Genomic DNA, 22,431 nt, shown 5'->3' on the forward strand with positions numbered 1-22,431 from the left:
TCGTCTCGTAATCCTTGGGCGCGGTGGGCAACCCCGGCTGCTCATGTCAGTCAGCCATATCGCTCAGGTGTCGCTTTCTGCGAAACGGGGGCTTGGCAGCCTGGCCATAGCGCTCGATCAGCTCGTCCAGGGCTATCTGGCTTTGGCGCTAATCGAAACCCTGGCCAGCCAGCGTTTCCAAGATCGTCTCGTACATCCAGTCTCGGTGTTCCTGTTTGGCTTTCTTCGCCATTCGGATCGATCGCCAAAGCCAGACACGTGCGACGTCGTCCCGATCGGGGCGTCGCATCTCCCGCATCTCGTCACGGTAAGCCTGCTGCCGTTCGCGCTGCTGCCGACGTCGGATGGCCGCCTGGCGGGTGCCAGTCGGCCGTGCTCCGGGAGGTCTCGTCATGTGGGCAGTCCACCCTTGCCAATGTTGACACGGGGGCAGACGGAAATTGGAGTGCGCCGATCATAGCAGGCACGTGCGGTTCGGCAGTGGTGGGAGCTGAAAGCGGTCGCGATCAGGATGAGTGGGTTGGTCATTGTCAAGCACAGGGGCGGGATGCCCCTGCAAAAATGGTGTGCCGAAAATCCCATCGGCGCAATGCCGAGAGCCATCGATTTGAATCAGGGACTGCGCTTGCCAAAAGATCCGTCGAGGGCCCTCGCGGTGCTGCAACAGCCACTCGCAGCAAACCGCGTTTATTCCGTGAATCGGTTTTCTCGAGGCCGGAATCAAAAATAGCGACATCGATGCAAATCGTACGAAATCAGATTGATGTGTCTGGATGTGCCCGCAAATCGAAATGCATTCCGGCAACACGACCTGCAGGAGCTGCTGTCGTCGGTCGGCTCAGGCCGCGAGCGACCAAAAATGGCTTTCGGTCCCAGGAGCCGTGATCCTCAGGACGCGAATATTCGGCCGTGATGTCAACACTGACGCCGCTAGGCGAAGCCGTCGGTCAGCCTGTAAACGGCGTTCATCGAAGAATCACCAAAGTCACGTCGTGAATCATCGCTGTCGGGAGCGGCAACAGCCGGTATCCCGTCACTGACGTCCTGGCTCGGGCATGCCGGTTGGACGGCGTCCGAAACGGACCATCCAAACGAACGGACGCATCCATTTGCCCTTCGACCGAACGGACTTGCTTGGCGTCCTTCGGGCAGCTTCCCGCCGCACGTCAATGCCGGGGCATGAGCAAACGCCGTTCGCCTGTGAATCGGATTTGTCGCGTCGAGAATCGCGGATATCGATCTTTGAATCGCCGAAGCACGCATCGAGAAGATGTGCGGAGACATCATCTCAATTGAGCCTGCCCCGCACCCAAATCGAAACGCCTTCATAGCCATGCTGTGTGGGACAAGCCTTCGCGTTGGTAGAGGCATCGGGCAGGGAGCCGACGTGTCGGATAAAGGCCCCTCGGCAAAGGTCGGCTGTGCCTTCATGTCAACACTTGGCATTCTTGCGGTCGACTTTGCCGGGCCTGTAAACGTCGTTTAGAGATGAATCAAAAATCTCAAGGCGCTGCCTATGGACAGGGCGGCGAGGGGCAACCAAAGAGCAGTGATATGCTGTCGATGCCTTGCTCCTCGGGTCACGATCATGCTGCGTTTACAGCTTTGATCGCCGCCCTTCGCTTTCCGGCCTTCCGTTGCCGTTCGATGAGCGGCCTCACTTCATGACCTTGCATCGATCCACGGCGGATCAGATGCCTTGCGATCGACTTTACGAACTGCCGATCACCAGCGATCAAATCCGTTGCGGTCTTCAGGCTGTTCTTCAGGACGGCATCCACGCGCTCTTTGAGTTTGAGGTCGGAGCGACGAAGTCTATCCAAAGAGAACGCGTCTTGTGCGTCATGGAAGACCAAAGATGGCCCAAATCCCAGACACGCTTCCATCATCGTGGCGAGGTCAGTTGCCCGCTGCAAATCGCTGCCGGGCACGGCACCCGCGCCATCTGCATGTTCGCCGTAAAACACGGTCTCCGCTGCGATGCCTGCCATCAGGATGGTGACTTCTTCTAGATAACTTGCACGTGATCGCCGCTTCAGCGGCTGCTGCTGAATCGTGACATGGCCGCCTGGCCCAGCATGTTTGCGTCTGAGGGTGCGGTTGATCTCAATCAACTCGACGCCGCGCCCGAGTGCAGACGCCACCACAGCATGTCCGGCTTCATGGATCGCCATGACTTCTACGAGCTCGTCGGGCACGATGATCTCTTCGGGGAGCTCCGCCATGAAATCGCCGACGACAACGGCCCGGCGTTCTTTCCGCGCACGTCGCCTCGCTCGGCGACAGAGCGCTTCGAGGTCAGCACCCGACCAGCCATCGGTCACGGACGCGATCTTCTCGACGACGTCATCTGCCAGCCCATCCGGCTGATGGACACGCAAGATCACTCGTCTTGCAGTCTCATCAGGGAGTGGGATGTCGATCTGCCGATCTAGGCGTCCAGGGCGCAGAAGCGCGGGGTCGATCCCGTCGCTGTGATTACATGCCCCGACAATGACAACGCCTTCGCGATCATCAAGCCCGTCGATGCATTCAAGCAAACCGTTGACGACCTGGATCGAATAGCTGGCGTGATGGTCACTGAACCTTGCGCGGTCACCGATCGAGTCGAACTCGTCGATGAGCAGAATGCTCGGTGCATGTTTGCGGGCCTCCGCAAAATCCTTGCGCATGGCCTTGAGGAGATCACCGAGATGACCGGTCGCTTGCCATCGTGCAACAGACGCCGCGACGAGATGCGCCTCGCAGCTCTTCGACAGTGCCGCTGCAAAAGTCGTTTTGCCTGTCCCGGGAGGTCCACACAGAAGGACGCCACGATCGACATCTGCCCAGGCGAGCTCTCCGGCTTTCCATGCAGTCAGGTCAGACGCGAGGTCGAGGCCCCATGTTTGCGCAGGTCCATAGCCAGAAAGTTCCTGAAGGCTCATCAAGCGGGGCTGCCGTGATGATGCGTTGGGCTCCTTTGACTGAGCCTCTTTCGCATCGTCTTCCGCGATGGCTGCTTCGACTTCATCGATGATCTCGCTGACCGATCGCCGCCGCCCCGTTGCAAGGGCGACGAGATCAATCGGCAGGCGCGCAATACGATCGATCTCCGCGTTTGTGGCGGCCAGGCCGAGACACACTTTCAGCGCCGCCCGCCAGTGCGCCGGTGTCGGAGGCTGCATCTGCAGCACAGCGTCGAAACCCAGGCGGCACCTGTGGGGGATGAAATCTAGACTATGCGTCAGGAGCAGATACCTCGGCATCTCCATCAGCCGGACGGGCAGATCCTCAAGCCAAATGGAAGACGTCTCGGCATCCACTGGGTCGACGTCATACTCGAATAAATCCTGGAGATCGCGCTGACACTCAGACAGAGCGCGCCTTGCAGCGCTGACCATTGTTTTGGGCTCAAAACTCGGCGGCACGAGCAGGATGAACCGTCCCGGTTGGCCAGAGCGAAATTCGCGCTCGTTCCGGAGAGCGCGGACGATCATCGCCCGGCGCAGGAAACGGGAAAGGCTCATGAAACCTTTGTGCTCCTGCCGCTGCGACTGATCGGTGATGTGTCGAGGAAACGTCGCGTACGCTTTCATGCTGCACCTCCGATCGCGTTGTTGGTGTTTGGCTGGAGCCGAACGCGTCCGTCTGGATCGGTGATGTACAGAAGCGCCCGACTGTGGATGTGCCTGAGAACCAGAAGGGCGGCGTGATCTCCGGCGAGCCCGTGCCATCCGAGCTGCGTCAGGATGACGTTCGGAACAGAGCCTGGGCGGAAATTACCCAACCGTGCAAATTGCATGGCAAGCCCGATGAGCACTGCAGCATCCGGCAACGCAGAAACGAGACGGGTCTTGCCGGATGCAAGACGTGCTTGCCCGACGACTTGATCGCTAGCTCCACATGGCTGTTGAGCGCGAGCGGTTGACGGATCGGATGTCGGACGGACGCGACGGGAAAGGCGTTTCTCGGACGCCGCTTCGAGGGTGGGTTTGACTGGGAGTTTAATTGGATTTTGCATGACACAGCTCCGCTGCTGCCGCTGCTCGCTTTGGGCGCGGCGCAGTTCAAAGGATGATGAGGGATGAGTAGCGGAGGGCAGGGGCCGAGCCCCTGCGCCTCAGGCGCTGATGCTGACGCTGGCTGGGTGCAGTCGCGCGAGCCCGACCGGGGCCATGGTCGCGGCCCGGCGGTGTGGTGGTATTCGCTTCGTGCCGTCACCGAGATCGTCTTCGTCATCAACGTCGGTCGATGCGACGTCGGTAGAGGACGGATCTGAACCGACCGTCGGTCTGAGCCGAGACAGGCTGAAGGTGCCGACAGCGATCTCTCGCACAAGGGCGTCGACCGCTGCCCGATAGACAACGCGGCATTGCTGCAGATCAGCCGCGAGGCCGGGCATGCCGAGCAGAGCATCCAAGTGGCACATGCCGAAAATGCCGTCTCCGTACGAAGCACGGCTGTCGGCCAGATCGAGGATCGCGATCTCGGTGCGCGTCACCATAGTTCGCTGATGCTCGGTGTATAGGATCTGCGGCGCGACCAAGGCCGCCGCCAACATTCGGTTCTTCAGGTGATTGAGCTGTCTGTTGCCGGAGTAAGACGAGAGAGACCGCATGACGTCGACAATGATCGCACGGCTGGTCGCTCTCTCAATGACGATCAGGTCGGGACGATAATGACGCGTCGCCCTTCGATCCGGATCAACCGCCAAGCTCGACAGTGACGACCATTCGTTCAACGCAAGCATGCGCTCAGCCTCATCGAGCAAGGGCAAATCGATGCCGCTATCGAGCACTTTGAACCGAGCTTCAGAGGATACCTTCTCCCGGAGAAGCTGTTCGAGCATCCGCCCTTCGGCTGCCAAGACTTGCGCAGAAAGGGCAATGAAACCTGCCGACTGCCAGTGCACATCGGTACTCGCCGAGTGGCAGGATCGAAGCTGCCGAATGGCGTCATCGACGACCAGCCGATGCTGTTGGTCGACGGCATGAGATGACGCTGTCGATGACGGTGTTGACGATGAAGCTTGGTTTGCGGACGCGGCAAGGCGCACGCCATCTGAAATTGACATGAAGGATTCCATCCTGGAACTGGCGCATCGGAAGCGAAGACGAGCGCAGGTCAGGCGGCATCGAACCGGCGCAAAGGGAAGCGCTGGAAAAGATGACGCGACTGATCAACAGCCCGGGCGACTGGATGCGGAAAATGAAATGAACTGAGGGAGCTGTCGCGGCCGGGTTTAAAGCGAACGACCGGCTATGCCGGGATCGCGCAAGCCAGAGCGGCGCGGAGGCGCTGTCGGCGAAACGATACCGAGGCTGGTTCTCAGTTCTAGGCAGGATGGGGGAATATGGATATTGGTGTTCATAGCCTGTTGGACCTTCCTAAGAGGTTTGGCGGGTCAGGCCTTCGGCAGTGTTACAGCACTGGCGGAGGCCGTCTCTCACGAAGAGAGAGAGTTGGAGTATACGATAGGTCTGATAATTCAATTGGATATCACGCACCACCTAGCTGTATAGTTAACGCTGTCTAGATCCACGCGACCAAACCAAGTGATGAAGACACGCTGAAAAAGGCTTCAATTGGGATGGTTGAGTAGCCTTAACTTTAGGTTTTCGGATTAAGCCGATAAGAACCACCCGAACGAGAGTGCACGCGTCCTGCGAGGCGGATTTGTGTCGCTACGGAAATGACGCTTGGTTCTGCCACCCCTTAGTCGTTGCCTCCCTCGGCCAAGATGCTCTCCCAAGGTGGGCAAGCGCGCCCCATTTTGATGCTGGACTACGGCCGCGTCGCTCCATCAAACCACCTCCTCAGTTCGAGTGCGGACATGAAGCTCTCCGATCCAAAGCTTTTGGTAGCGAAGCCGGAGAGGTTGATTCCTTAGCCGACAAGTGAATAATTGGGTTCAAGATTTTCAGTCTTGCTCTGTCGAATGAAGCGATCTCGCAGCCATCTTGTGGTCTTTGATGTATCGCACTATGTACCGACTGCAGTATCGCAACAGCGCCATTACAGCGGCGATTGCTCGGTAGAGCCCTGACTCGGGCAGTTTTGGCATAGAGTCCCCCCTCTCCGTCAGCTCGAACTGTCCCGCTCTGTCCGCAGTTGTCTACGTGAAGGCCGTTCAGGAGCCTTCTCGATGGCCAAACATTCGTCCGATTCGGCTCACGTCCATGCCGACGTATCGCGGCATGGATCGCAATCCTTGGCGGCCGATCCAGCGGTTGTTCATGCTCGCAAGCGTGCTGCCAAGCAGGGATCATTTGGCCGCTATTTGGTTAGGGCGGGGGCTGCTTTCCGATTAGCCTTATGTGGCGAACGGCAGCCTTGACTTCGATCATGCGAGACGCAAATTCGGTGGGGTCGGCAGCGTGGATCGTATCGAGGCGCGCCGCTGCGATTGCTTGCCTTGGTGCCCTCGACGACGACTATCGCCCTGATCCACAAAAGCCGGTGACGCGCAGTGCCAAGATCGGAGATCGATGCCAAATATCGCGCCTTGGTGGATGAGGTCGAGGCGACGATGAGCGATCCGGGTGGTGCCGCTGTTTTGGCGCGGAACCTGCAGGATTTGCCTGAGCTTCTGGCAGGCCTGGATCGCAAGACACCGGAGATCGGACCGATCGAAGTGCTGGTCGATCGTGGTGGTCGGCTCGTCGGCCAGAACGCCGCAGCCGAACAGCGCCTGGGCCTCATGCTTGGGGATCGCCTGCAGGATATCGCCATGTCTCCGCAGGCGGCGCAACGATTTCTCGTAAACCGGGACAAGGGCGCTGTACCGCTGCTGGTCGCCGACCCGGCCGGAGGCAGGATCCTGCTTTTTGGCCAGCAGCCTGCGGACGCTGACAGTCCGATGTTGCTGACCGAAGTGCAGCGTGGCATCGATGCCGCGATCCGCGCGCGGCTTGCCGATGCTGCGGGGCTCGCCGCTTCTGAGAGGCAGCTTCTCAAGGGACTGATGCAAGGCCAGTCGGTTCAGGGCATCGCGCGCGAACTCGGGCGTACCGAAGGCACCGTGCGCCAGCAGTTGAAATCGATCATGGCCAAGATGGGGGTGAATTCGCAGCAGCAGTTGATCTCTTCGGCCTATGCCTTGACGCTCATGTACCGGCAGACCGGCTCGGTTCCTGCCGAAACGTCCCCGCGGCTGCAGGGTGCAACGCTGCACAATGGCAGGCATGGCGTGGTTGCCCGACATGATTTCGGGTTGCCAGACGGCGTGCCTGTTCTTTTCTTTCATGGAGCGCTCTTCGGTATCACCGCCGTGCCGGGCATGATCGCGGCGGCGCAGACGCTTGGCCTGCGGCTCATCGCGCCGGAGCGTCCCGGATACGGGCATACCGTCCTTGGGGATCATCAGGATCCGGTCGCGCTGGCGGTGCAGCAGGCCGTCGATCTTCTGGATACGCTTTGTCTATCGAAAGTGGTGGTGCTTGCTCACGACATCGGCACCCGCTTTGCCGCGCGCCTGGCGCTCGACGCGCCGGATCGCGTAGCCGCTGTCATTGCGGCGCCGGCCACGCCGCCGATGCAGACCTGGTCGCAGACGGCAGACATGCCCACGCGGCATCGCGTCAATGCATGGGCCTCGCAGCATCTGCCGGGTCTGATGGACAAGATCGTGGCGCTCGGGCTTAGCCAGATTGCCCGCGCAGGTGTCGAAGAAATTCCCCGCCTCGTCTTCGACGGCTGCGATTTCGATCAGGCTATCCTCCGTCAGGATGGGGCTGCCGCAGTCTTGCAGGAAGCTTTCGAGCTGGCTTGGGCGCAGCGCGGGGCCGGATTTCGTGCCGACATGCGCCTGACCAACGAAAACTGGCAGGACGAGGCGGACCGCATCAATGTGCCCTTCCTGTGCCTGCATGGCGAGGAAAGCCGCACGGTCAGCCGTAATGCGGTCGAAGATCTCGCGCGAACCCTACCGAAAGGACGCTTCCGCTTGGTCGAAGCGGCGGGGCACAGCCTGCCTGTCAGCCATACGGCCCTCATCTTGCGCGCTGCCTTGGCGGCTGCGAACGCAGCCGGTCTCGAGCGTGATGAATTCGGCTTTCGGGATCACAGCTGACTACCAGATGGTAGTTTCGCGATCGCTAATCTTGCGCCTAGTTTCGGGAACAAACATCAACAGGATGTCCCCGTGCTTCATCGCAAGATCTGCGCTTTTCTCATCATCGTGCTTGGTGCGCTTCCGGCACATTCTCAAAGCATCGGGGTCTTCACCCCGGGCGATGAAGGTCGGCCCTTTGAGGACGTTTATGCCAGCGGGCTCTACTCCGCCAATTGTGTCGAAGGAGCGGGTTGCACCTGTGCTGCCTTGCCAATCGACGGGGCAGAACTCGCCGTGGTCATGGGCATCGCGGCCGTGCCAACCGACACGGCAGGCGTCTGGGACAGTCCGGCAAGCGACCTCAGTCTGACGAATGAGACCGCCGATGCCCTTCATGCGCGCTTTGGCGGGACCGGCTATTGCCCGCAAACCGCGCTGGAACCTGTGGACGGCCAGTGGCAGGATGGCCAACCCTTCGACATCACCGTGCAATGCGGGCCGATGGGCGAGATGTTTCGTCAGGTGCTGGCGAACCAGACACTGGTAACGGCCCGTCTCGACTGGAATGGCGTGTTCTCGGGCGACACGATCCAGATGGCTTTCATGGCTGCCGATCCCGACCCGGAATATACGCCCCATGATTTCAATGACGTGACGCCAGTCGAGACGATCGGGACCGCAACGGCGCAGACCGAGATGGGCGCGATGACATCGACCGGGCGGATGCGGCTTTTGACGCCGCGCCTGTTTTCGGTGACCTGGGACGTGAGCGGTTCGACCGAATTCGGCCCCTGCAACTGGTCCACCAACCAGCTTGTGACATGGGTCGGGGAATGACGATGAGGGCCATTGCGTCGATCGCGACTGTGCTTGCCATTCTCGGCACAGCAGCAATGGCAGAGGAGCAACGGACCATCATCGTGATGGATGGGTCCGGGTCGATGTGGGGCCAGATCGACGGGCGCACCAAGCTGGAGATCGCCAGGCAGACGGTCGCCGACGTGTTGGCGACGATCCCGGCTGAACAGGAACTCGGATTGATGGCCTACGGCCACCGCGAGCGGGGCAATTGCAGCGACATCGAGCTGATGGTTCCGCCGGCTGCTGGCACCGGGCCGGATATCGTCGCGCGCGTGAACATGATGCGTTTCCAGGGCAAGACTCCCTTATCCGAGGCGGTGCGTCAGGCGGCTGGGATCCTGCGTTCAGGTGAGGAAGCGGCAACGGTGGTGCTCGTCACCGATGGGCTGGAGACGTGCGAGGCGGACCCTTGCGCCCTTGGTCGCGAGCTGGAAGCGGCGGGTCTCAATTTCACCGCCCATGTCATCGGCTTCGGGCTGACTGAGGAAGAGGGCGCGCAGGTTGCCTGCCTGGCGACCGAAACCGGCGGCAGGTATTTTCAGGCCTCCGATGCAGGGGCGCTGGCAGAGGCGTTGACACAAACCGTTACTGCGGCGCCGGCAGAGGCCACGCCGCCGGCGGCGGAGGAGGCCCCGCCACCTTCTACCGGTCCCTATTTCGCCGGTGCGCCAAGGATGCCGAACATCGCGCTGGAGCCCACGGGATTGACGACAGGCGCGGAAGGCACCGAGCCCGCACCGATCAGCTTTCCCGCTGACGGCAAGGCAAACCAATGCGCTGCGGCCTGTGAGGGCGATGGCGCCTGCGCCGCCTTCCGCTTCGAGCCGCCGGGCAGCTATTTTGTGGCCGAAGCGCGATGCTTCCTGTTCCCTCCATCTTCCGAGATGGATTACCGGGAAATGAACCCGGAAGAGGGTTGGGTATCTGGCATCAAGGATGGGGTGCTGATGCTGGTGCGCCCCTATGACGGCCCAGCGGAGAAGGCCTTGTTGTCGGCACCAGATACCGCCGCGCAAGGCGCGCGGATCGCCGTGAACTGGTCGGGGCCACGCTCGCCCTATGATTACATAAGGCTGTTCGATACCAATGGCGAATGGGTGGCGGAGACGGCGGTGGGCGATGAAAATCCACTGGAGCTGCAACTGCCATGGCGCACCGGCCAGTTCGATCTCGCCTATGTCCTGGAAAGCGGGATCATCAGCGAAAAGCACCCGATCAGCCTGACGCCAGCACAGGTGTCGATCTCAGCCCCGTCCGCAGCGCAGGTGGGCGAAGAGGTTACGATCACCTGGGATGGACCGGGCGCGTTCCTCGACAACATTCAATTGCTGTCCGAAGTGACCGGCGAGCGTTGGGGGTACGACTATACCCAAGGCAAGGACAGCATGGGCTGGACCATGCCCGACACACCGGGCGCCTATGTCTTTGCCTATGTGTTTCGCGACAGCGAAGTGATCCACAGCGTGCCGATCACGGTCACTTTGGATCGGCCGGACACATCTGGCGTGCTACAACCCGTGCCCGTGACATTTACCGGCGAAGGAACCGACGTCTCTCCGCTGGCGATCACATGGTCGGCGACGCCGACGCCCGGACAGGTCCTGCCGCCTGAAGCATGGGCAATGAATGAGGGTGTCGTTGGCACCATCGAAGCGAAATTCCTGCCTGGCACTTACGAGGTGGTGGGCGATGCGGGCGATACGGTGTTTGCAGGGCAGGTGACGGTCACCGCTCAAGGACCGAACGACTTCGTCATCGCGCCATCAGCCGCGCTCAGCCCGGCGGGTCCGGACGCCGACCCTGTCAGAATCACCGTCACAGGTCCCTATATGGGCACCTTCCGGCAATGGTCGGCCATCCCTCTGCCTGATGGCGAGGTGGTGCGCAGCGACAGCGAGATCAACGATGCGTGGGAGGTCGATCTCTTGCCCGGCCAGTGGCTGATCACTGCGGTTGCCTCCGGCGCCGAAGGCGAGGGCCTTGCAGCGGTGGTCGAGATTACCGAAGCTGGTGCAGCCGAAATCGGCCAGCCCACATTCGATGTTGCTGCCGTTGACAGTCAGCCGCCGTTTCACCGCCAGTGCATGGGGGCGAACCCGTGCAGCTACAACGACCCTCTCTCCGGGCTTCGGCTTGTGATGCTGCCTGGGTGGCTGATGCAGGATCCCTACACTCTGACCACTGCTGCGGGCGCGGGCGACGGCCTGCCATCCACGCTGTTCGGGATGGCGTCGACCGGTGACAGCATACTCGCCGCTTTGAACCCTCGCCAATGGGATGCGATGCTCGGCCCGTGTGAAGACATCGCCGCTGGCCGGTTGTGCCGTGCATCCGACATGCCCGATGACGCGCTAGCCGGGTTGCGCGTGCTGAAGGCTACCCTCCGCGTGACAGGGAAGGCGGCAGTCGATCCGATGACCGGCATGATCGGCGGCACAGCGCTCGACCTCGATTCCGAAACCGCCGCAACTCTGCGCAGCCGCCTCCTGGGACAACAATGATGAAGCGTCTTCTCATTTTGCTGACCGTCCTTCCCGCTCCTGCGCTTGCCGAGGACGCCATCGTCTTTGCCGACTGCCGCGAGGGCGGATGTTCCTGTCATGTCAGCGCCATCTCGGGTGACGAGATCGCCGACATTACGGGAGTACCGACCCCGGATGATGCTGCGCAGCAGACGCTTGTGTTCTACGATGGCGCTTTCAGCTGGAGCCGGACTTCGCGCGATGATCTCGATCTGGCTATGGGTGGCGACGGGACTTGCGAGATCGAGGTCTTCGACGAGATCGCACCTGAAGACGGCACTTGGACAGGAACGGTCGAAGTCGAGAACGTCACCGGCTGCAACCCGCAAGTCGTTGCCATGGTGCCGTCCATGGTGAGTGATATGACACAAACACAGTCCATTGCATGGGGCGGTGTGTTCGATCCCGCGAAGCTTGCCGGCGGTGGGCAGAGCCCTGTGGTGCGGTGGACGCGGGTTCGATCGGATCACTTTACCGGCTTGGTGCCAATGCCAAAGAACGGTGTTCTGGACATCACCGTCAACGCCACTGCGACGCTTCTTGCACCCGATCGTGCCGCTGCGACGTTGTCGATCCGCTTCGATGCTGCGCCCGGCGCAGATGCCGGTGCCCTGGCTTTGATCGGGATGAATGGCTGCGAGGCAAATGCAGCCTACGCGTTTCGCCGCACCGGGAGCTAAACAGCCGGAGCGTGGGCTTTTTCTTCCACTCCGTCACAGCGCTGGCGATGATTGCGTCGTCTTAAGCCGACGCAATCCGCTGATCCGTGACCACCATCACACCCGCGAAGAACTCAGTAAGTTCCGTGTGGGCCGTGAGGGGGAGCACGTGCGCGATGTATTGGTCCGGGCGGACGACCACGAGGCAGCCGGTTTTGCGGTCGATGCCGCGCAGGTCGAAGATGTCGGTGCTGGTCTTGAGGTCGGGGCAGAAGACTTTCTCGTGGTCGATCAAGCCGTAGCGGCCTTTGCAGGGCGTCAGCAGCGGATGCAGCCTTTCGCGCGGGAGCGATTGGTGGTCGGCTTGATAGACCGCACGCAGGTCGATGACGGCGTCGATGTCTGCCCCGGCCGGCGTGTGCCGTAGAATGGGTGACGCGGAGTCGTCTGCGAGAAAGTCACAGAGCGATCGCATCGGATCTGTTCGAACCGTCTGGTCAGTCGAGGCGGCGCCGGATCCTTCAAAGGCGAAGATGCGCCAGCGTCCATCAGCCTTCACGACGTGTCCGAGCTGCATGGGCTTAGCGTCGGCAAAGCGGATGACCGGGGCGGAATGGAAACGCATGCCAACCGGAAAACCGACTGCCACATGCTGATGGCCGGAAGGTCCTGTAAGTGAAGACTTACGGTATTGTGTCGCCGTACCCGCGGTGAAACGCCCCTGCTTGACGAAATAGCTCTGGAATTCCTTGGGATCGACGCCTTGGTCGTCGCCGTTGCCGGACGTCTTCGGCCGCGCGCTGAACATTTTCGCGAATTCGCGATCAAAGTCGATCAGTTCCTGGGCGATCGCCTGGCGCTCGTCGGAATAGGTTTTCAGGATCTCGGGCTTCAGGATGTTGCGCAGCACGCCTGCCAGCTTCCAGCCAAGATTGAAGCTGTCCTGCATGGAGACGTTCATGCCCTGGCCCGCTTTCGGGCTGTGCGTGTGGCAGGCGTCGCCGGCGATGAAGACACGAGGCAGGCGGCTATCGTCAGCATCGTCCTCCCGATCGTCGAAGCTTGCGCAGAGGCGCTGGCCGATCTCGTAGACCGACCACCAGGCGACTTCCTTCACGTCCAAAGTGTAGGGGTGGAGGATGCGCTGTGCCGCGGCGATCAGTTGCTCGCGCGTGATGTTGCGGCTGGCGACACGCTCGTCCTTGTTGAGCTTGTCCATCTCGATATAGAGACGCACCAGGTAGCCGCCCTCGCGCGGGATGATCAGCACATTGCCTTCTTTGGCCGAGTGAATGGCAGCCTTTAGGCGAATGTCCGGAAAATCCGAGAAGGCCAGCACGTCCATCACGCCCCAGGCGTGATTTGCCGAATCGCCGAGCAATGGCTTACCGAGCGCCTGCCGAACGGCGCTCCGGGCGCCATCGCAGCCCACCAAGTAGCGCGCCTTGACGATTTCCAGGGCGTCGGCGCCCGACGCTTCGGTGCGCTCAAGCTTGACGGACACGGGGTGGCTTCCGGCTTCCTCGCCCCGCGCGATCTCAAGGCTGGCCAACCGGCGACCGTAGTGCGGCTCCAGGCGGGTCGGCGCATTGCGCATCGCTTCCAGATAGAAGTCGTGAATGCGGGCCTGATTCAAGATGACATGCGGGAATTCCGACAGCCCGTCCTCGGTATCCTGGATGCGCCCGCTGCGGGCTATCTCGCGGGGATTTTCAGGATCCGGCTTCCAGAAGGATGTTTCGTTGACCCAGTAGGCCTCCTTCAGCACCTTTTCGCTGAAACCGAAGGCCTCGAACATCTCCATCGTGCGACAGGCGATGCCGTCGGCCTGACCGAGTTCGAGCGGGCCCGGCTTCTGGTCGACAATCATCGTGGTGATATCCGGAAAGGCGGCAAGTTGCGCAGCGAGCGTCAAGCCAGCCGGGCCGCATCCGATGATCAGGACGTCCACCTCTGTTGTCGCCGAGCCGGCGGGCATGCCTCCTGCTTCTGGTCTTGCCGGAGGCGCTATGGCGGGATCACCGGTGCGAAAGCCGTCGAGATGAAACTGCACGAAATCCTCCCACTCGCCTATGCATTATGATAAGTATACGTATCAAATGGGTGTGGTCAATGGTAGGACTGCAGAGGGCCCTCGTGGATCAGGCTTGGCTGGAATTCAGCTGCTTGAGATGGCGTTCCCATGCAATCGCGTGGGTCACGATCAGATCGAGATCGTCGAGCTCCGGCGTCCAGCCCAGTTCCCGTCGGGCAATGGCGGCATCGGCGACGACGGTGACGGCGTCACCGGGACGACGCTCCCGCTCGCGCACGTCGAAATCAAAACCGGTCACTTTCTTCACGGTGTCGATGACCTCGCGCACGGAATAGCCACGGCCATAGCCGCAGTTGGCGAGCAGGCTACCGCCGCCATTGCGAAGGCGGGCAAGCGCCAAGCGATGTGCCCGCACCAGATCGGTGACATGGATGTAATCGCGGATGCAGGTGCCGTCCGGCGTAGGGTAATCGCCGCCGAACACCTCCATGAAATCGCGCTTGCCGGTCGCCGTTTCGCAAGCAACCTTGATCAGATGCGTCGCACCGCGCGTGGATTGTCCGGTGCGCAGGCGCGGATCGGCGCCGCACACGTTGAAATAGCGCAGCGCCGTATAGGCGAAATCGTGGGCGGCGGCGGTGTCGCGTAGCATCCACTCCGTCATCAGCTTCGATGCGCCATAGGGCGATTCCGGCTGGGTGGGCATGTCCTCGGTCACGGGCACCTTTTGCGGTGTGCCGTAAACGGCGGCCGTGGAGGAAAAGATGAAGTGAGGAACGCCGGCACGGACGGTGCTCTCCAGCAGCGATCGCGTCTTGGAGGTGTTGTTCTCGTAATAGGTAAGGGGGTCGGCGACGGAGTCTGGCACGACGACAGAGCCGGCAAAATGTATGATGGCATCGACGCCATTATCGCGGATGGTGGATTCGACGAGGTCCTGGTCGGCGATGTCGCCAACGACGAGCTTCGCCTCCGGAGCGACTGCCCAGTCGAAGCCCGTGCTCAGCCGGTCGAGGACGACGACTTCTTCACCCGCATCGAGCAGTTCCCAGACCATGTGGCTGCCGATATAGCCGGCGCCGCCGGTGACGAGTACGGACATGCATGACCCCAATGACAAGCTGCGTTCGACAAGCCGATGCCGCGTCGCTGCCGCGAACATCGCCGTTGGACTTAATCGAAAGCGCTAGCGGGGCGCAATGCCGAGAAGCCGGGTGATGCCGCTTCGCTTCTTCTTGGGAGCGACGGCCGCGGCGAGCTGCGCCTGCAGATCAAGCACCTGTTGCTCGAGTTCGGCGATGCGTGCATCGCGTTGGGCGAGAGCTGGGGCAAAATAGGAGCTTCGCTCCGCCTCATAGGCTTCGGCAGTCTGCTCCAGATGGGCAATGCGCTGCTGCCTTGCCTCTAGCTGCGGCTCGTACCAGGTGGAGCGCACATTGTCGTACCGGCCAACCTCCTCCTTCAATTTGACGAGTTCCGGCTCATACCAGTTCACGCGCTTGTCTTCGTAATCGTCCGCACGCTCGGAGAGCTCGTGGATGATGTTGGACATACGGCGCATCTGTTCGGCGTAATGCATGAGGCGCCGCCGCATGACAGCCTGCTCGCTGCTCTCTGCCGGCGGCTGCTTCGAATTGGCCGAGGAGCCGCTCTGCCGCTTCGTCATCGGCTCATAAACATGGCCATTGCCATTCATGCCATCGTTCCCGTGCATCACATCGCTCTCGCGGTTTCCAGCAGCTATTCGATCAGTTTGGTGGGTTGGCCGCGTTCAGCTTCTGCCCGCCGATGAGAATCGGTCCGGCTGGCGGCGGTTTGGTCGCCCGCACTCCATTGGCGCGCTGGATGCCCCGCTCCGGCGAAATCCGGCTTTCCGAAGTCACAGGATCAGTAAAGATCTGATCGACCCGGGTTTGGTGCTCACTGATCGAATGTCGGCTTTCCATCAGCTTGCGTGCGTTGTCCGATCTGCGTCGCGTTGCAACGGGATCGGCGTAAAGCTCGGCTACCGCGGCCAGATAGGCGGATGCGAGTGCGTCGTCGTCGATCAAGTCTGGAACGAGAAATCCGGTTTGAAAGCTTACCGCTTCTCCGATGCCGCCAACGGCCGGCGCGATGACCGGCAAGCCCGCGCTCATGGCCTCCAACACCACATTGGGAAGCCCATCGAACGCTGCCGTGTAGATCAGGGCATCGTAGCTCTCGACATCTAGGGCCGACAGGCCATCGAAGGTGCCGTGGTAGACAAGGTTGGGCAAGTTCCGGAGGCATTCAGGTTCAGAGCCGACCCCCAAATTGCCAAAGACGTCGACGACCAACCCAGGCTGACTGGTTTGGAGGCCCCGAGCGATTTCAGCCAGAAGCTCGGGCCGTTTCTGGCGATCGATGCGCGACGCCCAAAGCAGCCGTCCATTCGGCGCCGCTAGGTCCGAGAATACGCGCCGCTCATCGCTGCATGCTGCGTAGAGAGCGTGAAGCTTAGGGGTGAAATGATCGCCCAGTCGCACTTTCAGATCGGTCAGGATCGCCTGATGGTCGGAAACGATGCCATTGAAACTGTGGCCAGCCTCGGTGATGAGATCAAAGCCAAAGCCGTTCTCGAACCTGAGGCCATGAATCGTGTCGATGGCTTCGCAGAAATGGTAGAAGTAGGTTGAGACGTCACACAGCCGATCGGCATGGTTGCGCATGAACGCATCGACATATTCGCAGTGTTTCAGATGCAGGCGCTTCAGCCCGGCTTGATGCTGGATGATGCGGAGCGTGATCGTTTCGATGTCGGCTTCGCTCAGCCCCGTGATGCCGAGGCTGTGCAGATCGACAAACAGGCTGTCATTCGGCAGGCGATCCACCCAGTGATGATGGGCGATGCGCTGGCCGCCGAGCACGAGGCAGCGCGTGTCGGGCCGTTTGGCCTTCAGGGCCGAAAGAACCGACAGGATGAACTTCTCGCCCCCGCCGCGCGTAAGGTAGGGGACAAGCAGGATGTCGGTGAATTCCTGGCCGGCAAGGATGCCGCAAAGCTCGAAATATGCACGTGACAGTCCGGCAGGTTGCGTGAAGTTCGTGCTGCCGTGTTTGTTTTTCAGGATCCCGAGACTGATCGCGGGATCGATGGCGTTGGCTGCTGCCACGAGGTCTGCCATTCCGGGCAGATCGACGAAGGCTGCTGCTGAGAAGGTCGGCGGCAGGCTGCGCGGCCGGTCGCCGTTGAAATCAGCCCAGGCGATCTTGTGGAACCGTGCCGGTTCAAAGAAGGGGCTTGGCGGAATGAGGCCCGGTGTCTCGGCGCGAAAGCGTCGGCTCATGCTCCTCTGGCGTTCGCGATAGAAGACCAGCGCGTCTTTGGCGACCACGATGTCGTAGCCTTGCGCGACTGCCGAACAGTTGAAATGCCAGTCCTCGTAGGCGTAGCCGGATTGGTAGGAGACGTCGGCGAAGTGCAATTCGTTGAAGGCTTCGCGATAGAGCATGATCCGCGAGACGAACGGGTGGTTGTCCATCATGGCCGCGGCGCCGACGACCTTCAGCGGCAGGAATTGCCACACGTAGCACGTGGTGCCGAAACCCAGATAGAATTCGGGGCAGATGATCGACTTTGGTCCGCCGGCCTTCAGTGCGGCGTGCATGCGATGGAAATAGTCGAAGCCGATGAGATCATCTCCGTCGGCAGTTGCGATGATGGCGCCGCGAGCCGCATCGATGCCCGCATGACGCGAGGGGCCGAGCGAGCCGTGCGCGACCTCTATGACCTGAAAATGATCAAAAACGGTGAGGTCGACGCTCGACAGCGCCGATCGCATGTCTGCATCGGCGTTGTCGAGCACGACGACAAGCTCCATCCGCAGGCCGAACTGCGCTGCGTATTGCATCGCCTCCTGCAAGGATCGAAGTGTCCGCAGCAAGTAACGGGCTTCATCATGTAGGTTCAAAACAACCGATATGTCGACCCTGGCTGAAGTCTTGGTCGGTTTGTTCGGGGAAGAGCTGGCCGCCCGCTCGCGATCGATTTGGATTTTCACGCGGCCTCTCAATGCCGCCATGGCCTTGGAATCGTTCAATGTGCCCACCCCTACGCAAGGGCACACCGTTGCATTGCGCACCTGTTGCATGATGCGCTTATCCCCGAGCCCCAGAAGAATAGTATGATAAGAAATCTGTTAAATAAAGGGGAATTCTATGGACAAAACGAATAACTTAAAAATCCCCTATATTCTTATGGCTCAGGCACAGAAACATGTCACCCATAACGAAGCTCTACTTATGATCGACGCGCTCATGCAGATGGGCGTGCAAAGCAGAGCAATGAGTGAACCTCCGGCAGACCTTGCGGATGGCGCGCGCTTCATCGTGCCGGAAACGGCTGCCGGCGCCTGGATCGGCCAGCACGCCAAGATTGCAGCCTGGCAGGATGGCGGGTGGCGGTTCTACCAGCCGGTCGAAGGCTGGATCGCGTTCTGCTCGGACGAAAATCGGCTTCTCGTCTTCCATGAGGGCGCGTGGCAGGTCCTGGAATTCAGTTTCGACTTTGCCGAGCGTCTCGGGATCAACGCCACGGCAGATGGACCCAATCGCCTGGCGCTTGCCGGAGACGCATCGCTCTTCAACCATGAAGGCGCCGGTCATCAAGTGAAGATCAACAAGGCGACAGCGACCGACACAGCGAGCATCCTCTATCAGACCGGCTTCTCTGGGCGTGCCGAATTCGGGCTGACCGGCGACGACGATTTCCATCTCAAGGTTTCCGGTGACGGCGAGACCTTTATCGAGGCGATGGTTGTGCAATCGGCCACCGGGGTGGCGTCATTTCCTGCCGGCATTTCCGGTGTGCGCGAGCGGCTGATCGCCCCGCGCACGCTCTTCGTCGCATCCGGCGGATCCGATGCAGCGGACGGCCTGAGCCCTGACACAGCTTTCGCGACACTGCAGCGGGCGGCGGATGCGGCCCATATGCTCGACTGCATGACGTTCGACGTCACGATCCAGCTTGGCGCGGGCACGCATTCTGGTGCAGCCGTGTTGCGCCCTCTCGTCGGTGGTGGGTCATTGCGCATCGAAGGCAACGACGCGGATCCGTCGACCGTCGTCATCTCGTCGAGCATCCTTGCCGGTGGCGGCGCCCGAGTCCTGGTTTCCGGCGTCCGGTTTGTCATGGCGTCGCCCTGGATGAGCGCGTTGACGGTCCAGGAGGGAGCGATGCTGACGCTCGGGGTGGTGGATTTCGGACCTTGCGGTGCGAATGGATCCCATATTGCCGGCACCGGCTTCGGCCAGATCAATTTCCTTGGCGACTATACGATCTCCGGCGGTGCGTTGAGGCACTTCAACCTGTCCGGCCATCTCATGGTCACGAGCAACAACCAGACGGTGACGCTGGTCGACGATCCCGCCTTCATCGAGGAATTCGCATTCGTCTCCAACGGGGCAGTGCTCTCGCTTTGGAACGCGACGTTCTCGGGCACGGCGACCGGGCGGCGCTATACCGCCACGACCAACGGCACCATCAGTCTTTTTGGAGCAGGCGAAGCATTTTTGCCGGGCAACAGCGCCGGGATCGTCAATGCGGGAGGCATTCTCGCTTAGATCCTGCAGAAATTAAGCGAGAATCGACGTCCTGCCCTGCTTCGGACGTCGTCGGGTTGCGTGCCGTTCCAGTCCATGCATGGATGTGATCGTTCAAATCCGCATGCACCGAGTCGGGGCTGGCGGTCAGTTCGAGTAGACAGTGCATGACCCAATCCTGGGCCCCGGTGCGTTTTGTCCGGCAGAGGTTTGCGCAATCCCTCTGGCGCCAAATCATTGCCTTGTCCGGATACTTCGACCGCGATTGGTATCTGCTCGCCTATCCAGACGTGCTCCGCACCGGGCGGGATCCGCTCGATCATTTTCTGCGGCATGGTCACGAAGGACGCTCGCCGGGGCCGCGTTTCGATGCGGCTGCCTACCTCGCGCGTTATGAGGTGATCGGCAATCCGCTCGTCCACTACCTTATGCATGGCCGTCGCAAGGGCTTTGAGGTCCGACCGCCTTCGCCGAGTGACGCAGATCGGGTGGTCGCTTCGGGTTTCTTCGATGCGGAATTCTATCTGGACACCAATCCCGACGTTCGGCGGGCCAACTATCCGGCGCTCCTACACTACATGCTGCACGGCGCTCTCGAAGGTCGCTCGCCGGGTCCGGATTTCGATGCGCAATGGTATCTCATGCGTAATCCCGACATCGTGGGGATGCATCCGCTTTTGCACTACATCGACTACGGCCGTTTCGAAGGGCGCAAGCCGCGCCGTCCGGATGGTGCGCTGAAGGCCGCGCGAGAAGCCATCGCCAGCGTCGAGGATCTCGACGTGGCGCTTTATGGCGCTGATTACTTCGCGCATGCGGATTATCTGGAAGTCGTCGATGGAGCGGCACACAACCGGCTGGAGCGGGCACTGACCGCGCTTGTCGACCAGATCGAACACGTGCCGGAACGGATTGTTTTCATGCCCTGGCTCGTGCGCGGAGGTGCCGAACGCGTGGCAGCCCATGCGGTGCGCGCGATGGCTGAGCGGCTGGGTCCCCAAAAGGTGCTCGTCATCCTGGCCGATTACGACCTGGAAAATGCCCGCGACATGATTGCGCCGGATATACCGGTTCTGTCCTTCTCGCGCGTCGATCCGGATCTCTCGCATGATGAGCGGGTGCGTCTGGTCGAACTTCTGGTCCGGGGATTTCGTCCGGAGGCGATCCTCAATGTGAACAGCCGGGCGTGCTGGGACGCAATCCTACAGAAAGGGCGGGTGCTTGCCCGGTATACGCGGCTCTACGGAGCGCTCTTCTGTGCGGATTTCACGCCGGACGGGCGACGTGCCGGCTACAGCGATCTCTATCTGCGCGACTGCCTGGCGCACCTTTCAGGGGTCTATTTCGACAACGCCGACCATCGAGACGAGCTGATCCGATCTCTCGGGATTCCTCAAACGCTCGCATCGAGGCTGGTCGTGGCACGGCAGCCGGCTCCTGCAGGTCGGGCTTTGCCACAACGAAAGTTAGCGGGTCGGCAAAGGGTCATCTGGGCGAGCCGGCTCAGTCGCCAGAAGAACATCCCGCTCTTGCTTCGTATCGCTCGTGCCGTGCCTGAATTCGATTTCGAGATATTCGGCAAGGGCGATGCACAGCACGAAACGATGATGACGGAGGCCGCACGCGAGATCGTAAATCTTCGCTACCACGGTGCGTTCGACGACTTCTCGGCGCTGCCGCTGACGGAAGCGGACGTATTTCTCTACACGTCGCATTGGGACGGGCTGCCGAACATCTTGCTGGAGGCGGGGGCATGCGGGCTGCCTGTCGTTGCGCCCAATGTGGGGGGATAAGCGAACTGATCGACGACAACACTGGTTACCTCATCGACGATCCCGATGCGCTGCAGGGCTTCGTTTCAGCGTTGCGCGCGATCGGCAGAGATCCGGCTGAAGCCCGGCAGCGTGCGGGGCGCCTGCAAAAGCGCGTCGCGGATGTGCATAGCTGGGCGGGCTATGTCCGCATGCTCGAAGCCGAGCCAAGACAGGGAGGGCTGTTGCATGTCGGTGGCGCCTGACATTACCGCAGTTCTCAATGCACATCGTGAAGGTTTGCTTGCCCATGCGTCGCTCACCAGCATGAAGCGGGCAATCGCCGCTGCAGCCGAAGCGGATATCCGTGTCGAACTCCTATGTATTCTCGATCGCGGCGATGATCTGACGCGCGCAGTCATCAAAGGCGGACTCAGGCAAGACGATCGCCTGATCGAGGTTGCCTATGGGGATCTCGGCCGATCGCGCAACACTGCCGTCGAAGAAGCGCGCGGCGCCCATATCGCGTTTCTGGATGCCGATGATTTCTGGGCAACGAGCTGGTTGGTGCGTGCTCATGCGGAAGCGACGAAGCGGGCCGACCCCATCGTGTGGCACCCGGAAGTCTGTGCGTTCTTCGATGGCACCAAGCACATCCTGCACCATGTGGACATGGAGTCACCGTCCTACAGGCCCGTGGTGCTGATGGATCAGAATTACTGGACGGCGCTCAGTTTTGCCCGACGCAGCATTTATCTGGACACGCCCTATCCGCCCTCGGATATTCCAGGGGGTGTCGGCTTCGAGGACTGGGCCTGGAACAAGATGACCATCTGCAAGGGCGTCCTGCACAAGATCGTGCCCAACACCGGTCACGTCATCCGGCGCCGGACCTTTTCGCTGTCGCATGTGACTTTGGCGTCGCAGGCGGTGCCGCATTCGATGGGCTATCTGCGCCATCTCGTGGAAAGCAGGCAGCGCTCGGCAAAGTCCAAGCAGCGGTGAC

15 protein-coding genes are annotated in these 22,431 nt (G+C 61.0%); 8 read left to right on the plus strand and 7 right to left on the minus strand.

Annotation, left to right across the window (positions count from 1 at the left end; genetic code table 11):
* Positions 1 to 148: 148 nt before the first annotated feature.
* The 3 genes from D5400_RS03760 to D5400_RS03770 all read right to left on the minus strand — a co-directional run bounded on the left by D5400_RS03760 (position 149) and on the right by D5400_RS03770 (position 4,831).
* Positions 149 to 394, minus strand: a complete 246-nt coding sequence (locus tag D5400_RS03760; RefSeq protein ID WP_126007796.1) for a hypothetical protein — start codon at positions 392 to 394, stop codon at positions 149 to 151.
* Positions 395 to 1,586: 1,192 nt separating this feature from the next.
* Positions 1,587 to 3,578 (minus strand): AAA family ATPase, encoded by a 1,992-nt coding sequence (locus D5400_RS03765; RefSeq protein ID WP_164527774.1) that lies wholly within the window; start codon positions 3,576 to 3,578, stop codon positions 1,587 to 1,589.
* A gap of 524 nt (positions 3,579 to 4,102) precedes the next feature.
* Positions 4,103 to 4,831: a hypothetical protein gene (locus tag D5400_RS03770; protein ID WP_126007800.1), complete on the minus strand. Its 729-nt coding sequence runs from the start codon at positions 4,829 to 4,831 to the stop codon at positions 4,103 to 4,105.
* A 1,620-nt stretch (positions 4,832 to 6,451) separates the two neighbouring features.
* Between D5400_RS03770 and D5400_RS03775 the strand changes: the two genes are divergently transcribed.
* The 4 genes from D5400_RS03775 (at position 6,452) to D5400_RS03790 (ending at position 12,098) form a co-directional block, all read left to right on the plus strand.
* Positions 6,452 to 8,053 (plus strand): alpha/beta fold hydrolase, encoded by a 1,602-nt coding sequence (locus D5400_RS03775; RefSeq protein WP_126007802.1) that lies wholly within the window; start codon positions 6,452 to 6,454, stop codon positions 8,051 to 8,053.
* Between the two features lie 72 nt (positions 8,054 to 8,125).
* The gene (locus D5400_RS03780; protein WP_126007804.1) at positions 8,126 to 8,872 is read left to right on the plus strand and encodes a hypothetical protein; all 747 of its coding nucleotides are present in this window, start codon (positions 8,126 to 8,128) and stop codon (positions 8,870 to 8,872) included.
* Positions 8,873 to 8,874: 2 nt separating this feature from the next.
* Positions 8,875 to 11,397, plus strand: a complete 2,523-nt coding sequence (locus D5400_RS21775) for a VWA domain-containing protein (RefSeq protein WP_342635457.1) — start codon at positions 8,875 to 8,877, stop codon at positions 11,395 to 11,397.
* On the plus strand, positions 11,397 to 12,098 hold the full coding sequence (locus D5400_RS03790) for a hypothetical protein (protein WP_126007809.1): 702 nt from the start codon (positions 11,397 to 11,399) through the stop codon (positions 12,096 to 12,098). Before D5400_RS21775 ends, D5400_RS03790 begins: the two co-directional genes overlap by 1 nt.
* A gap of 61 nt (positions 12,099 to 12,159) precedes the next feature.
* Here D5400_RS03790 and D5400_RS03795 read toward each other — a convergent pair whose 3' ends face one another.
* The 4 genes from D5400_RS03795 to D5400_RS03810 form a co-directional block, all read right to left on the minus strand.
* A complete protein-coding gene (locus D5400_RS03795; RefSeq protein ID WP_126007811.1) occupies positions 12,160 to 14,130 on the minus strand; it encodes an FAD-binding monooxygenase in 1,971 nt (656 codons plus the stop codon).
* 88 nt (positions 14,131 to 14,218) lie between these two features.
* Positions 14,219 to 15,214, minus strand: a complete 996-nt coding sequence (gene galE / locus D5400_RS03800; RefSeq protein WP_126007813.1) for a UDP-glucose 4-epimerase GalE — start codon at positions 15,212 to 15,214, stop codon at positions 14,219 to 14,221.
* A gap of 84 nt (positions 15,215 to 15,298) precedes the next feature.
* Positions 15,299 to 15,826, minus strand: a complete 528-nt coding sequence (locus D5400_RS03805) for a hypothetical protein (protein ID WP_126007816.1) — start codon at positions 15,824 to 15,826, stop codon at positions 15,299 to 15,301.
* 34 nt (positions 15,827 to 15,860) lie between these two features.
* Positions 15,861 to 18,224 (minus strand): glycosyltransferase, encoded by a 2,364-nt coding sequence (locus tag D5400_RS03810; RefSeq protein ID WP_126007818.1) that lies wholly within the window; start codon positions 18,222 to 18,224, stop codon positions 15,861 to 15,863.
* Between the two features lie 193 nt (positions 18,225 to 18,417).
* On the opposite strand from D5400_RS03810, the gene D5400_RS03815 reads away from it, so the two are divergent.
* From D5400_RS03815 to D5400_RS03825, 4 genes are all read left to right on the plus strand, one after another.
* Entirely contained in the window at positions 18,418 to 19,695 is a 1,278-nt protein-coding gene (locus tag D5400_RS03815) for a DUF2793 domain-containing protein (RefSeq protein WP_245451418.1), read from the plus strand.
* Positions 19,696 to 19,841: 146 nt separating this feature from the next.
* Entirely contained in the window at positions 19,842 to 21,467 is a 1,626-nt protein-coding gene (locus D5400_RS03820) for a glycosyltransferase (RefSeq protein WP_126007823.1), read from the plus strand.
* A complete protein-coding gene (locus D5400_RS21050; RefSeq protein WP_164527777.1) occupies positions 21,428 to 21,691 on the plus strand; it encodes a glycosyltransferase family 4 protein in 264 nt (87 codons plus the stop codon). Before D5400_RS03820 ends, D5400_RS21050 begins: the two co-directional genes overlap by 40 nt.
* Positions 21,675 to 22,430: a glycosyltransferase family A protein gene (locus D5400_RS03825; protein ID WP_164527778.1), complete on the plus strand. Its 756-nt coding sequence runs from the start codon at positions 21,675 to 21,677 to the stop codon at positions 22,428 to 22,430. Before D5400_RS21050 ends, D5400_RS03825 begins: the two co-directional genes overlap by 17 nt.
* The last annotated feature ends 1 nt before the right edge of the window (position 22,431 follow it).

This window comes from Georhizobium profundi (genome assembly GCF_003952725.1).
Taxonomy (GTDB): Bacteria; Pseudomonadota; Alphaproteobacteria; order Rhizobiales; family Rhizobiaceae; genus Georhizobium; species Georhizobium profundi.